A 14,603-nucleotide genomic window follows, 5' to 3' on the forward strand; every position below is an offset into this window, starting at 1 on the left:
GGCGGTTCTGTAGGACTACTCCCCGGCGTCTGTAGGAATACTCCGAAAGGTGTGGCGCCGAGTCATGCAGGAGCGGGCGCTGCCTCGCGCTGCTTGCCGGCGCATATCCCCATCACCAGTAGGTGCCGGGCGCGCGCCGCTGATGCAGCGTGTGCAGGTTATGCAGTCCATGAAGGGCTCTTGCCTGATGGAGCAGGGCTACCTCGAAGTCCAGGTCGCGTTGCTCGGCATCCGCCAGTGCTAGCGTGGCGCGGATGTGATGCCCAGAGCATTCGCCAGCAACTGGACGTGGCTGGCGACTGCGCCTTCTTCGATGACCAGCCGCCTCATGGACTGCCATCCAGAGCACGGAAAAGCGGCCGTAGCTGCAGTTTCCCCCGCGCGCCAACGGTGCGTTGTAGGAAGTTTCCCAAGTTGTCGTAGGAGTGTTCCGAAGCTGTCTGCACGGACGGTTTTTCTGTCGTGCTTGTCGATATGCTCGACTCGAAACGCAGGAACCACGGGGCCTCTGGGCGCTCGTGGCGTTGCGGTAAACGAGTCTACGAAGAGCCAGACAAGAACCTGCCTGACAGCTCGCTACGCGACATGCGCGCTACCGCAATTCCGCGATTTGGTCGAGCGAGCGCTCTTCGAGCGAGCGCTCTTCGAGCGGACCGTCGCCAGGCTGCAAACCAATCCCCATTAACCATTACGCAAGCAATACAGCCGGCCCCTTGCGGTCCGGCCAGGAATAGTCATGAACAAGATTTACCGTTTGGTCTGGAGCGCGAGCCAAAGAGCCTGGATGGTGGCATGTGAATTTGCCAAGGCGGATGGCAAAGCTGGCAGCAGCCGGATGCTCAAGATCGTGGGCCGTACCGGTGCCCTGATGGCGGCCATGGTGGCCGTCGAGCCGGCCAATGCCTGGGTCGCCGAGACCGGTACCAGCAGTCCTGCGTTGGATGGCGGCGTTGCCAGTAATACCTCCGTCAATGGTGGCAGTGCTACCGGTAGCGCGAACGCGAGTGCCATCGGACCGTCCTCCACGGCCAGCGCCAACGGCTCCACGGCTGTGGGTTACAGGGCCACTGCTAGCGGGGGATCGTCCGTCGCCGCAGGGCGCAGCGTTGCATCTGGCGATGGGGCCATTGCCGTTGGTGACGGTGCGACTGCCTCGGCCGACAACTCGGTGGCGATTGGCCGCTCGACGCAAGCGAGCAGCACCTACGGTGTCGCCATTGGCTACCAGGCCGTCGCATCGACTGGCACAGGAGGCATTGCCATAGGTGATGGGGCCAAGTCCGTTGACACCGGCGCCACCGCTTTGGGCTACGGCGCCAAGGCCAATGCAGCGAATACCACGGCACTGGGCGCCGGGGCCGTTGGCACGGACCAAAACTCAACGGCGCTGGGCGTCTCCGCCCTGGCGGAAAAAGGATCGTTGGCCGCGGGATACTTGTCCAAAGCCACCGGCCAGAGTTCGGCCGCTTTCGGCTACGACGCCAAGGCCCTGGGCGACTACTCCATGGCGCTGGGTACTAACACCAAAGCCGCGGCGGCGGACAGCGTGGCATTGGGCAAGTCTTCGGTGGCTGACATTGCCGCAGGCGTGGCGGGTTATGACCCGATCACCAAGGCTGCATCGACCCAAGCCATCTCGGCCTGGAAGAGTGGTCTGGGTGCTGTCAGCGTGGGTGATTCCGCCAACTACAAGACTCGCCAGATTACGAATCTGGCTGCCGGCGCGCTGGATACCGATGCCGTGAACGTGGCTCAGTTGAAAAATGCAGTAACAGCTGCAACGACCCATTACTACAGCGTGAACGACAACGGCACCAAGGGCGGCAACTACAACAACGACGGTGCCACCGGGATCAATGCATTGGCGGCTGGCATTGGCGCGACCGCCACGGGTCAAAGTGGCATCGCTGTGGGGAATACAGCGAAGTCCACCAACAACGACACCATTGCAGTGGGGCACAACGCGGTAGCGTCGAGCGTGAATCCAGCCCATACCGACATGATCGCCATTGGCCTGAATTCGAATGCTTCCAATGACCACGCGTTGGCCCTCGGATCATCTGCCGCCGCGACGAGTAACAACACAGTGGCAGTAGGTGTGAGTGCCGCGGCGAGTGGACCTGCGGCTTTGGCATTGGGTCACACGGCCACTGCCAGTGGCTCCTACAGTACGGCAGTGGGTTCGGGTGCCACTGCGTCCAAGGGCAGCGCGGTTGCGATCGGCTACAAATCGAATGCGGCCGGCGACAATTCGGCCGCGATTGGCTATCAGTCTACAACGTCGGCGACCAATACTCTCGCCATTGGTATCAATGCGAATGCACAGACGGCTGCTACCAATGCCATTGCCATCGGTAACGCGGCGGTGGCTTCGAGCGGAGCTGTCAACTCGATCGCCCTGGGTAGCGCAGCGACAGCTTCCGTCACCGGCGGTGTTGCCCTCGGCTCAGGCTCGCTGGCCAATACCGCTGCCGGCATCGCGGGGTACGACCCGTTAACGAAGCTGGCATCCATCGACACCAGTGCTACCTGGAAGAGCACCCTGGGCGCCGTCAGCATCGGCGATGCGGCCAGTGGAAAGACTCGCCAGATCACCGGCGTGGCCGCAGGCAGGGCCGACACCGATGCCGTCAACATCGCTCAGTTGAAAGGCGCCACCGACGCCGCGGTGATGTATGACAACAGCACCCACAACAGCGTAACCCTGGGTGGCGACACCTACGACAGCACCACCAAGCTCGGCGGCACCCGCATCAAGAACGTGGCCGCCGGCGTGGACGGTGGTGACGCGGTGAACGTCGACCAGTTGAACGACCTGGCGGACACCCCGATTACTTTTGCCGGTAATACCGGTTCGGCGGACAAGAAGCTGGGCGATACCTTCACCATCGAAGGCGCAGGTACCACGGCCGGCACTTATTCGGGTAACAACCTGAAGACCGCAGTGGACGCCGACGGCAAGCTGCAACTGCTGATGGCCGACAACGTCGTGCTCGACTCGGTGACCACCGGCAATACCACCCTCGACACCAATGGCCTGGCCATTACTGGCGGCCCGAGCGTGACCGTCAATGGTATCGACGCAGGCAACCAGAAAATCACCAATGTGGCTGATGGCGATATCAGCGCCGGCTCCTCCGACGCGATCAATGGTTCGCAGCTGTATGCCACCAACCAGCAGGTGGAGCAGAACACCAGCGACATCACCGTCCTGCAGCAGGATGCCCTGCAGTGGAACGATGCGCTCGATGCCTACGATGCCAGCCACGGTACGGCTGATCCGAAGAAGATCACCAACGTGGCAAACGGTTTGATTAACTCGACCTCCGTCGATGCGATCAACGGTTCGCAGTTGTATAGCCTGGCCGAGTCCACAGCCAGCGCGATGGGTGGCGGTTCGGTGGTCAACCCGGACGGTTCGATCACTGCTCCAACCTACAACGTTGGCGACGTCACGGTGAACAACGTTGGCGATGCCATCATCCACATTGATGCTCGTGTGACGCAGAACACCAGCGATATCACTGTCCTGCAGCAGGATGCACTGCAGTGGAACGATGCGCTCGGCGCCTACGATGCCAGCCACGGTACGGCTGATCCGCAGAAAATCACCAACGTGGCTGACGGCGATATCGGCGCCGGTTCCTCCGACGCGATCAATGGTTCGCAGCTGTATGCCACCAACCAGCAGGTGGACCAGAACACCACCGATATCAGCAACGTCACCAACAACATCAACAACGGCACGGTCGGCCCGGTGCAGCGCACGGGAACGGATCAGCTGTCGTTGATCGCGGCCGGTGGCGCTGCCTCTGCGCCGGGCGCCGCGCAGGTGCTGACCAATGTGGCGGATGGCTGGATCAGCGATACGTCCACCGACGCGATCAACGGTTCGCAGCTGCACGAGACCAACCAGCAGGTGGATGCCAACACCACGAACATCAGCAACCTCGATGGCCGCGTGACCAACATCTACGAGACCGGCACCAAGTACTTCCACGCCAACTCCACCGGCACTGACTCGGTTGCCTCGGGTGTGGACTCGGTGGCCATCGGCATGGGCGCCATCGCTAGCCACGACGGCAGCGTCGCCCTGGGCGCCGGCTCCGTCGCGGATGGCAGCACCCTGGGTAACGAAGCCTACTTGGTGGGCGGCACCGCGAATGGTGAAGTGAACGTCGGTCACCGCCGCATCACCGGCCTGTCGGCCGGAGCGGATGATACCGATGCCGTCAACGTGGCTCAGCTCAAGGCCATCACAACTGCGTCGGTCGCCGATGCGGTGATGTACGACAACAGCACCCACAACAGCATCACCCTAGGTGGCGACACCTATGACAGCGTCACCCATACCGGTGGCACCACCATCACCAACGTGGCCAACGGTGTAGCCGACAGCGATGCGGTGAACATGTCGCAGCTCAACGAGACAAATGAAAACGTCACGAACCTGGGCGACACCATCACCAACATCGCTGGCGACACCAGCGTCACTTACACCGACGCCCATGGCGTGGGCATCCGTTATACGCGGACCAACGAAGCCGGTCTGGCGCAGAGCGACTCCTCGGCCGAAGGGCAGGGCAGCACCGCGGTGGGCTACAACGCCAGCTCCATCGGTGAAAGCAGCCTGGCCCTGGGCCGTGAGGCGCAGGCCAACCACAAGGATGACGTTGCTCTGGGTTCTGGTTCGGTGACAGCTGCCGCAGTGGCAACCACCGGGGTCACCATCAATGGTGTGGACTACGCATTTGCCGGCATCGCGCCGACCAGCACCGTCAGCGTGGGCTCGGTGGGACGTGAGCGGACCATCAGCAACCTCGCCGCCGGCCGCATCAGTGCGACCAGCACCGATGCGGTGAACGGCTCGCAACTGTGGGCGACCAACCAGGCCATTACTCAACTGGGCTCCAACATCACCAATGTCTTCGACAACGGCACCAAGTACTTCCATGCCAAATCGAGCAAGGCTGATTCGGTTGCCAGTGGTGACGACTCCATCGCCGTAGGCCCGAATGCCAAGGCCAGTGGGAGTGGCGCCGTTGCCATGGGCAATGATGCCGAAGCTGCCGGCAAAGGCTCCCTGGCCATGGGGGAGGGGGCGACCTCGACGGCTGATGGCAGCGTGGCCCTGGGCAAAGGCGCCAGCGATGGTGGTCGTGGGGCGGAAACCTATGTCGGCAAGTACTCCAATGTCGACAACGCCACCGTCGGTACTGTCTCGGTGGGGAATGCTGCAACCGGTGAGACCCGGACCATCAGCAACGTCGCCGATGCCAAGGAAGCAACCGATGCGGTCAACCTGCGCCAGCTTGACGGCGCCGTGGCGCAGGCCAACGAGTACACCGACAGTTCGATCACGGAAGTCAACGAAGCGGTGACCAACCTTGATGGCCGGGTAACCAACGTTGATGGCCGGGTCAGCAATATTGAGGGCGATGTCACCCACATAAAGAACGGCACCGACGGCATGTTCCAGGTGAACAACACCAGCAATCTGCCGAAGCCGGCACCTACCGGCAGTGACTCAGTTGCGGGCGGTGCGGGTGCTGTGGCGAGTGGCAACAATGCCATGGCTGTCGGGACCAAGGCCGAAGCCGCGGGTGAGAACGCGGTGGCGATGGGCAATGGCTCCAGCGCCAGGGCGAAGGACTCGGTTGCCCTCGGGGCCAACTCGGTGGCTGATCGTGCCAACACCGTATCGGTAGGTACTGCCGGTGCGGAGCGCCAGATCACCCATGTGGCTAAAGGCACTGCGGATACCGATGCAGTGAACGTCGCGCAGCTCAACCAGAGCGTGGGTGACATCACCAACAACGCCAACAACTACACGGACCAGCGTTACAACGCGCTGCAGCGCGATCTGGATGAGCAGGACGACACCCTGAGCGCCGGTATCGCTGGAGCCATGGCCATGGCCAGTCTGCCGCAACCCTATGTTCCGGGGGCGAGCATGGCGGCTGCGGGGCTTGGTACCTACCGTGGCCAGGGCGCTGTTGCGGTTGGCGTATCGCGGATCTCCGACAACGGCAAGTGGGTGACCAAGCTGCAGGGCAGCACCACGACACAGGGCAACTTCGGTGCCGCGGTGGGGGTCGGCTACCAGTGGTAATCCTTCGCTCCCGAGCAAAGGTCCGGCGCAGAGCGGGCCTTCCACCGATCTGGAATATTTCGAGGCAATCATGTTGAAAAGCAAACGCTCCACCGGCCAGAGCCTGCTGGTCGGTTGCGCCATGGTGATGCTGGCTGCGTGTGGCACGACGGTCAGCAAGGTCGATAGCCAGGGCGAGACGGACAATCCTGTCTTCCCTCCCATCGAAGACGCGAACCGCGCCGACGGCACTTATGTGAACCTGGAAAACCTGAACAAGATCCACGGGGGCATGACCAAGCGCCAATTGTTCGAGCTGATCGGTCCTCCGCACTTTTCGGAAGGACTGGCAGGGGTGCATGAATGGGACTACGTGCTGAAGTTCCGCCAGGGTTTTGGTCAACCGGACAAGGTGTGTCAGTACAAGGTCCTGTTCGACGACGGGATGCTGGCCCGCTCGTTCTTCTTCAAGCCAGAGAGCTGTTTGGAACCCGAGCCGGCGAATGAGCCGAGGGTCAAGCAGATCATGCTCTCCGCCGATGCCACCTTTGGCTTCAACAGCGCGGAGCTGCGATCGGCGGGCGGGAGGGACCTGAGTCGCCTGGCTGATGAACTGGATGAAATGGATCTGATGGCAATCGATATTGAGGGTCACACCGACCGTTTCGGAAGCGACGCGCACAACATGGCACTCTCGTGGAGTCGCGCCAAGGCGGTGCGGTCGTACCTGATCGAGCAGGGGGTGCCGGCATCAGTGATCAGCATCGACGGCCTTGGGGCGGCGGCCCCACTGGTCGAGTGCCCCGGCAAGAAGTCCCCTGCGGTAATCCAGTGCCTGGCACCGAACCGCCGCACCACCATCACCATTCATACCCACTAGACCTCAGGCAAGGCGCTGGCTCTCCAGCGCCGTTGGCCGGCGAGCAACAGACTCAGCTCCAGAGCCGCCAGGATAGAGATGCCTTCGCCAAGGCCCCGGTGTGCCTGGCGGGTGCGCGTCTGGCCGTCCAGGGGTGGGCGCCGTCTCACGCTGCGGGCTCAGTCGTGCGCCAGATGGCGGATGAAGCCGGGAATGCGCTGCAGCGCCTGGAACATCTGCGGGCGACTCAGCGGCAGGTCTAGGATGTCGAGCAGCGGCAGCCGGCGGAGCCGCGCCGCCCGCACCAGCCCTTCGCGCTGCTTGCCGCCGTATACCCCCATCAGCAGCAGATGTCTGGCGCGCAGCCGGTGGTGCAGCGCGTGTAGGTTCTGCAGGTCGGTGAAGGGCTCTTCTGCCTGGTGGAGCAGGGCGACGTCGAAGTCCAGGTTGCGTTGCTCGGCATCCTTTAGCGCCTGTGCCAGCGTGGCGTGGACGTGGATCGAGAAGATGCCCAGCCCGTTCGCCAGCAACTGGACGTCGTGACTGGCGAATGCGTTTTCTTCGATGACCAGCAGTCTCATGGCATGCCCTCCAGAGGACGGAAGAGGCGGCCGTATTCTGGCCGCAGCTTAAGTTTCCACAGGCCGGGGGCAGTGCGTTGTAGGAGTTTTCCCAAGTTGATGTAGGAGTGATCCGAAGCTGACTATGTGGACGGCTTTTCAGTCGCACTTGTGGGTATGCTCGCTTCGAAACGCAGAAATCACGGGCCTCTGGCCGATCGTGACATTGCGGCAAGCGAATCTACGAGGTGGCCAAGGTGAGCCGGATTCTGATCGTCGACAGTTACCCGATCATTCGTAGGGCCATGCGTCTCAAGTTGGAGGCGGCGGGCCACGAAGTGGTCGGCAAGGTGGACAATGGCCTGGATGCGCTGACCATGAGCCGCGACATGCATCCTGATCTGGCGATCATCGATCTGGCCATTCCGCAGCTCGGCGGGCTGGACCTGATCCGCCGGCTGAAGGGCCATGACGGCAACTTGAAGGTGCTGGTGTATACCGCCGGCGATACCCCTCAGCTGGCTGCCCGCTGCCTGCAGGCCGGTGCCGACGGCTACGTCAGCAAGCAGGACGACCTGCTCGAACTGCGCAGCGCTGTGCGCGCGGTGCTGCAGGGGCGCAGTTATTTTCCACGCGAGGCGCTGGAGGTATTGGAGCTCAGCCATGGCGAAGCAGAGGCGGGTGAGGAGCGCCAGCCGCTGTCAGCACGCGAGTTCACCGTGCTGCAGTACCTGGTCAAGGGCATGTCCAACCAGGCCATTGCCGAAGAGATGGCCATCAGTTTCAAGACGGTAAGTACCTACAAGACGCGCTTGATGCATAAGTTGCACGCTGGCTCGCTGGTCGAATTGGCCCAGATCGCGCGGAGCAGTGGCCTGCTGCTCAACGAGGGAAACGCCGCGCCGCTGCCGGTGATGCCAGTCGCCGAGGAGGACAGTCTGTTGCGCAGCATGCTCGATAGCATGCCGGCGCAGATGTATGTCTGCGATCTGGACGGGCGCCTGCTGTTCGCCAACCAGACATTCTGCGAGTCCTTGAAGCAGCCTTTCGAAAGGCTACGCGGGCGCCGTCTGGACGAGCTCGGCTGGCTCGACGAACACGATGCGGCGGCGTTCAAGACCCGCTTCACCCTGTCGCTCTGCCGAGGCGAGGCGTGTTCGCTCGATCTGCCCCAGCATGTCCAGGGCCAGCGCCGGATGATGCAGCACTGGGGTGTGCCCTATCGCAACGACCAAGGCGCCCTGGTCGGCATGATCTGCGGCGCGCTCGACATCACCGAGCGGGAGGAGGAATTGCTGCAGTACAGCGATGCGTGCCTACAGGCGGAGGCAGCCCGCCGGGTGCGCAATCATTTCCTCGAACGCATGGGCCGCGAATTGCAGTCGCCGCTCAGTGTTGTATCCAGCATGCTGCGCTTGGCTCTCCAGGATATGGAACTTGGCCCGCGCGCCGGCGAGGCCTTGCGGGTCGCCAGCCAGGCAGTGGCTGAATTGCTGCGCCTGGGCAGCGACCTGAGCGACTTGGCGCGTTTAGAAATGGGGCGGCTGTCCCTCGACGAACAGCCGGTAGATGTCAGTGCACTGGTTGCGGCCTGCATTGGGCGTCATGCCGACAGGGCACGGCAACGTAACCTGGAGTTGGACTATCGCCCCGAGTTCACGCTGCCGGTGCAGGTTTGGGTCGACCCGAAGCGCTTCGAGCAGATTCTCGACAACCTGCTCGACAACGCTCTCAAGTTCACCGACTACGGGCGGGTAGAGGTGCGCTTGCAGGCGGTGCCCTGCGGCCACGCCAATGTCGAACTCAGCCTGCAGATCAGCGACAGCGGTATCGGCATGACCGAGGACGAGATTCCCCTGCTAGTTCAGCCGTTCGGGCTGGGGCTTGATCCGCAGCGCATCGGTCGCAGCGGCACCGGCCTTGGATTGGCGCTGAGCCGCAGTCTGGCGCAAGCCATGGGCGGTACTCTTGAACTGCAGAGCCAGTCCGGTCTCGGTACTTGCGCCACGCTGAACCTGTGCTTGCCGCAGGCGGTCAGGCTGGGCAAGCCGAACGCAGTTCGTCAGGCCAAGCCGGATGGGGCGCAGGTCGAAGGCCGGCTCAGTTCCCCGGTTCTGCAGCAACTGGCCAAGCCGGAGCCGCCGCCGATCGAGTACCACATCTAGGTCCGGTGCGTCCGCCTGCCCGGCCCGCCGCGCAGGGCCTGATCGCGTTGCATCGTTAACATTTTTGGTGAGCTGGTGTTCGTTGTTCACGCCGTCCGGCTTTCGTCCACCGGAATGGACAATCAGCGGCTCAGCAACGACGCGGTTCCCGCGCCGGCGAACAGCCCAGCGCTGATGCGGTTGAACCATACCTGGCCCTTGCCGGCGCGCAGGAAACGCGCGGCGCCCTGGGCGCTGAGGCCGTAGAACAGCTTGCAGGCGAGATCGAGGACGATCCAGGTGGCGATCAGGATCAGCAACTGGACGAGCAGCGAGCGTTCGGCGCTGAGGAACTGCGGCAGGAAGGCGGCGAAGAACAGGATGTCCTTGGGGTTGCTGGCGCCGAGGCCGAAGGCTTTCCAGAACATGCTGCGGAACCCGGGGTTGACCGGCTGCTCCTCGGCTTGCACCGGCTTGGCGGCGCGGCGCGAGTCCTGCCAGCTTTGCCAGGCGAGGTAGAACAGGTACAGCGCGCCGAGCAGCTTCAGCACGCTGAACAGCCGTTCGGAAGCCAGCAGCAGGGCGCCGAGGCCGAGCGCCGAGGCGCTCAGCAGGCACACCGAGGCGGACACCCCACCGAGGAAGCCGGGCGCGGAACGGCGCAGGCCGTAGTTCAGCGTGTTGCTGATCATCAGCAACGACAGCGGGCCGGGAATCAGGATGACGATCAGCGCGGCGGCGCAATACAGCAGCCAGGTTTCCAGGCTCATGGTGGTCTCCGTAAGCAAATGAAAAAGGCCCGACCACTGAGCGCGGCCGGGCCTTTCGGGTATAGCTTCAGCTTACAGGAAGATAAACTTGGCTACAAAGATTGCGCAAAGTGCATACAAACTTACCGAGATGTCTTTGCGCTTGCCGGTGAACAGCTTCATCGCCACGTAGGTCACGAAGCCCATGGCGATGCCGTCGGCGACCGAGAAGGTCAGCGGCATCATGATCACCGTGACGATCGCCGGGATGGTCTCGGTGTGCTCGTTCCAGTCGATGTGGGCCATGCCGCCCATCATCAGCATGGCGACATAGATCAGCGCGCCAGCGGTGGCGTAGGCGGGGATCATGCCGGCCAGCGGGGCGAAGAACATCGCGGCGATGAACAGCACGCCGACCACCACAGCGGTGAGGCCGGTACGGCCGCCGGCGGCGACGCCCGCGGCGCTTTCCACGTAGCTGGTCACCGGCGGTACGCCGAGCATGCCACCGACCACGCTGGAGGCGCTGTCGGCCTTCATGGCTTTCGACAGGTTCTCGATGCGGCCGTCTTCCTTGACCAGTTGCGCGCGCTGGGCAACGCCCATCAGGGTGCCGGCGGTGTCGAACATGTGCACGAACAGGAAGGCCAGGATCACGCTGATCATGGTCACGTTGAAGGCGCCGCTGATGTCCATGGCCATGAAGGTCGGGGCCAGGCTCGGCGGCATCGAGAACACCCCGCCGAACTGCACCAGGCCGAGGCCGACGCCGATCAGGGTGACGGTGAGGATGCTGATCAGGATGCCACCGAACACGCGGCGGTATTCCAGCACGGCGATCATCAGGAAGCAGATCGCGGCGAGCAGCGGGCCGGGCGAGGTGAGGTCACCGACGTGCACCAGGGTGGCCGGGTGCGGAACGACGATGCCGGCGGTCTTCAGGCCGATCAGCCCGAGGAATAGCCCGACCCCAGCGCCCATGGCGAAGCGCAGGCTGCTGGGGATGCTGTTGAGCAGCCATTCGCGGATGCGCGAGAAGGTCAGCACCATGAACAGCACGCCGGACAGGAACACCGCGCCGAGGGCGATTTCCCAGCTGTAGTTCATGGTCTTCACCACGGTGTAGGTGAAGAACGCGTTGAGACCCATGCCCGGCGCCAGGCCGACCGGCCAGTTGGCGTACAGCCCCATCAGGAAGCAGCCCAGCGCCGCGGCCAGGCAGGTGGCGACGAAGGCGGCGCCGTGGTCGATACCGGCGTCAGCCATGATGTTCGGGTTGACGAAGATGATGTAGGCCATGGTGATGAAGGTGGTCAGACCGGCGGCCAATTCGGTTCTGACGGTGGTGCCGTGCTGGCTCAGCTTGAACAGCCGTTCAAGCAGACCCGTGCCGGCGGGGCGGGCGAGCGGGATACGTTGTTGTTCTTGTTTGGTGCTTTCCACAGCGAGGATCTCCTCATGCTTTTTATTGTGGTCGCCCGGTATCCGCAGGCCGCCGAGGCCCAGGATGCGAGGTCGGTGATGCAAGTGGTGGTGCGCTTCTGGTTGTTGACTCCAGGGTCAGAAAGTGCACGAGCGGATTATGCTTTTGTGTACAAAAAAAGCAAATAATGTTTCCACTGTTGCAAATAATGCTCTTATCGGGTGTGTGCAAAACCCACGGCGAACTCTGCGCGACAATCGACAGCCACAACTTTCGATAAAACGCTTTTAAAACAGATAGATGGGAGTTTTCCCCGAAAACCGCAAAGGGCGCTGCCGGGTGTCGGCGTGGGCCGTCACACGGTATTTTCCTGTCCTTAAAGTCAAAAAATGCCTATGAAATGGCGTTATAGAAAGGAAAAAAACTGAGGATTCGAAGGTGGCTGGAACGGCCAGGTCGGCCGTTCGGCCCGGTACACGGCGGGGTGGTATGCGGATTGGTTGAATTGTGTACAATGCCAGTAGCATTATTTCGCTGCCTTGCGCGGGCACTTGCCAGCCGACCGGCGAAAGGCAGTACAGTCTCGCTTGACCGCCGAACCTTTCCTTGACGCGAGCCAGAATGAACAACGAAGAATTGCAGCCTCTCAAGAAGCAACCGCGCGCTGCCAAGAGCAATCGCAGCGGGACTCAGGATGACGTCGTCTACGCCCATATCTTCGATGTGATCCTCGAACAGCGCCTGGCGCCCGGCACCAAGCTGAGCGAAGAAGCGTTGGGCGAGATCTTCGGCGTCAGCCGCACCATCATCCGTCGCTCGCTGTCGCGCCTGGCCCACGAAGGCGTGGTGCTGCTGCGGCCGAACCGCGGTGCGGTGGTCGCCAGCCCGAGCGTCGAGGAAGCCCGGCAGATTTTCTACGCGCGGCGCATGGTCGAACGCGCCATCACCGAACTCGCCGTCGAGCACGCCACCACCGAGCAGATCAACGAACTGCGGCAGATGGTCAAGGACGAGCAGGACAGCTTCTCGCGCGGCGATCGCGGCGCCGGTATCCGCCTCTCTGGCGAATTCCACCTGAAGCTCGCCGAAGCGGCGAAGAACACCCCGCTGATCAGCTTCCAGCGCAGCCTGGTGTCGCAGACCTCGCTGATCATCGCCCAGTACGAGAGCGGCGGCCGTTCGCACTGCTCCTACGACGAACACAACGAGCTGCTCGACGCCATCGAGGCGCGCGATACCACCAAGGCGGTGCACCTGATGATGCATCACATGGATCACATCGACAGCAAGCTCAACCTCGACGAGGAAAGCGCTTCGGACGACCTGCACGCGGTGTTCTCGCACCTGCTGCAGACCAAGAAGAAGCCCGGGCGCAGCGCCGCCAATCGCTGAGCGCAGACTGCTGCCAACAACGCCCCGCCTAGCGGGGCGTTGTCGTTTTCAGGGGTGGATTCAGGTCCAGTCGCGATCGAGCTTGCCGCCGCGCGCGCTGAGGGGCGCGCCCGGCAGGCCGAGTCGTCGGGCCAGCGGTAGCGGGTGTTCCGGCAGGGGTTCGCTTGGCACGGCCGCCTCGCTGACGGCCTGGGCGCGCAGTTGGCGGGTGGTGCTGGCGCGGCAACTGCGGCTGAGCATCTGGAACCTGAGGCGTGCGGTGCGGTTCATCGGTTGTTCGGCGGATGACCGGCCGTGTTGGCGGGGCCGATCATCCTGCCGCTCCGGGGTTAGGGCAGGCGGGGCGTCAACCGACTCTCAAGCGGAATCGGGAAGGGAAAGCCTAGCACTGGATACTTGCCGCGCACGCGATTCTGCGCCTGGCATTTGCGCGTGCAGTTGGTCGGTGGCGGGGCGACCTCGACGGCGTCCTCGCCGGTGACCATGCCCATCCGTCCGCCGCTTTCCACCCGCCAGGTGGACAGCCCGCCGAACTGGTTCAGGTTGGTCGCCACCTGCGCGCTGTCACGCCCGACGAAGCGTTTGGACAGGTCGTTGCCCCAGTTCACCCGTCGCGACACCGGCACCGGGTAGCACTGCTTGTTGAAGTTCGGCGGCACGCACAGCGGCAGCGCCGGCGGATTGTCGAAGCGCGGATTCTGGAAGTAGAACACCCCGTCGGCGAGCACGTGGACGATGTCGGTGGCCGAGCCATCGCCGCGTTCCGGTTCCATCTGGAACACCCCGCCCTGGGCGCAATCCTTGGCCTGGATCTTCATGCTCAGGCCGGCGCCGGTGCGCGCCAGTTCGATTTCATCTTCGCCCAGCTCGAGGCTGACCGCGCTGGTCAGCGTCAGGCCGCGGTGGTTGGGCGCCTTGCTGGCATACACCATGGTGGGCACGCCGCCGGTCAGGTCCAGGGAGTTGGGCACGCCGGTGAAGGTGTAGTTGCGAATGCCGAAGGTCGCGGCATCCACTTCGAAGGTGACGAACTTGCCGATCACCTGGAAGCTCGCGCCGACGCCGGCGGCCGGCACGGAGGTTTTCTGCTCGCCGCTGCGGGCGCCGCTGGGAAACTGCACGGTGAAGCCACCGCCTTCGCAGCCATCGGATTTGGCGGCTTCGACGGCTGGCGTCAGCACCGCCAGGGATAGCGCGAACAGCGCCTGCAGACCAGGCGCACGGAGGACGGCAAAGGGACGAGACGGGCGCGCAGAGAGGAGCGCCAGGGGGCGTAGTTGCTGGTTCATGAGGTTGGCCTCTGAGACACATGCAAAAAGGGGCAAAGGTCCCTCTTGGCAAGGGTGCGATTCTTCCCGCTGCACCGCCCCGCCTATCAGACTAAA

At 63.2% G+C, this 14,603-nt stretch carries 9 protein-coding genes; 4 read left to right on the top strand and 5 right to left on the bottom strand.

The features are described 5' to 3' along the window. Positions 1 to 736: 736 nt before the first annotated feature. Both JQX08_RS08620 and JQX08_RS08625 read left to right on the top strand, forming a co-directional pair. Complete coding sequence (locus JQX08_RS08620; protein ID WP_205347959.1) at positions 737 to 6,112, top strand: YadA-like family protein; 5,376 nt, start codon at positions 737 to 739, stop codon at positions 6,110 to 6,112. A 70-nt stretch (positions 6,113 to 6,182) separates the two neighbouring features. Then, positions 6,183 to 6,971: an OmpA family protein gene (locus JQX08_RS08625; RefSeq protein ID WP_205347960.1), complete on the top strand. Its 789-nt coding sequence runs from the start codon at positions 6,183 to 6,185 to the stop codon at positions 6,969 to 6,971. Positions 6,972 to 7,129: 158 nt separating this feature from the next. Here the strand turns inward: JQX08_RS08625 and JQX08_RS08630 are convergent, their stop codons facing one another. After that, a complete protein-coding gene (locus JQX08_RS08630; RefSeq protein ID WP_205347961.1) occupies positions 7,130 to 7,531 on the bottom strand; it encodes a hypothetical protein in 402 nt (133 codons plus the stop codon). Between the two features lie 227 nt (positions 7,532 to 7,758). Here JQX08_RS08630 and JQX08_RS08635 point away from each other — a divergent pair, with 227 nt between their 5' ends. Continuing rightward, entirely contained in the window at positions 7,759 to 9,675 is a 1,917-nt protein-coding gene (locus tag JQX08_RS08635) for an ATP-binding protein (protein WP_205347962.1), read from the top strand. A 122-nt stretch (positions 9,676 to 9,797) separates the two neighbouring features. Here JQX08_RS08635 and JQX08_RS08640 read toward each other — a convergent pair whose 3' ends face one another. Together JQX08_RS08640 and JQX08_RS08645 are read right to left on the bottom strand one after the other, a co-directional pair. Continuing rightward, complete coding sequence (locus JQX08_RS08640; protein WP_205347963.1) at positions 9,798 to 10,424, bottom strand: LysE family translocator; 627 nt, start codon at positions 10,422 to 10,424, stop codon at positions 9,798 to 9,800. A 72-nt stretch (positions 10,425 to 10,496) separates the two neighbouring features. Beyond that, entirely contained in the window at positions 10,497 to 11,846 is a 1,350-nt protein-coding gene (locus tag JQX08_RS08645) for a solute carrier family 23 protein (RefSeq protein WP_205347964.1), read from the bottom strand. Between the two features lie 601 nt (positions 11,847 to 12,447). Between JQX08_RS08645 and JQX08_RS08650 the strand changes: the two genes are divergently transcribed. After that, a complete protein-coding gene (locus JQX08_RS08650; RefSeq protein ID WP_205347965.1) occupies positions 12,448 to 13,218 on the top strand; it encodes a GntR family transcriptional regulator in 771 nt (256 codons plus the stop codon). A 60-nt stretch (positions 13,219 to 13,278) separates the two neighbouring features. Here the strand turns inward: JQX08_RS08650 and JQX08_RS08655 are convergent, their stop codons facing one another. Together JQX08_RS08655 and JQX08_RS08660 are read right to left on the bottom strand one after the other, a co-directional pair. Beyond that, the gene (locus tag JQX08_RS08655) at positions 13,279 to 13,488 is read right to left on the bottom strand and encodes a hypothetical protein (RefSeq protein ID WP_205347966.1); all 210 of its coding nucleotides are present in this window, start codon (positions 13,486 to 13,488) and stop codon (positions 13,279 to 13,281) included. A gap of 59 nt (positions 13,489 to 13,547) precedes the next feature. Then, the gene (locus tag JQX08_RS08660; protein WP_205347967.1) at positions 13,548 to 14,507 is read right to left on the bottom strand and encodes a hypothetical protein; all 960 of its coding nucleotides are present in this window, start codon (positions 14,505 to 14,507) and stop codon (positions 13,548 to 13,550) included. Positions 14,508 to 14,603 lie beyond the last annotated feature (96 nt).

This window comes from Zestomonas insulae (assembly GCF_016901015.1).
GTDB lineage: Bacteria > Pseudomonadota > Gammaproteobacteria > Pseudomonadales > Pseudomonadaceae > Aquipseudomonas > Aquipseudomonas insulae.

Bases quoted from the DNA above. Each gene is read 5' to 3' on its own strand.
- JQX08_RS08660 (WP_205347967.1), bottom strand. From the start codon at position 14,507: ATGAACCAGCAACTACGCCCCCTGGCGCTCCTCTCTGCGCGCCCGTCT.
- JQX08_RS08630 (WP_205347961.1), bottom strand. From the start codon at position 7,531: ATGAGACTGCTGGTCATCGAAGAAAACGCATTCGCCAGTCACGACGTC.
- JQX08_RS08650 (WP_205347965.1), top strand. From the start codon at position 12,448: ATGAACAACGAAGAATTGCAGCCTCTCAAGAAGCAACCGCGCGCTGCC.
- JQX08_RS08640 (WP_205347963.1), bottom strand. From the start codon at position 10,424: ATGAGCCTGGAAACCTGGCTGCTGTATTGCGCCGCCGCGCTGATCGTC.
- JQX08_RS08620 (WP_205347959.1), top strand. From the start codon at position 737: ATGAACAAGATTTACCGTTTGGTCTGGAGCGCGAGCCAAAGAGCCTGG.
- JQX08_RS08625 (WP_205347960.1), top strand. From the start codon at position 6,183: ATGTTGAAAAGCAAACGCTCCACCGGCCAGAGCCTGCTGGTCGGTTGC.
- JQX08_RS08655 (WP_205347966.1), bottom strand. From the start codon at position 13,488: ATGAACCGCACCGCACGCCTCAGGTTCCAGATGCTCAGCCGCAGTTGC.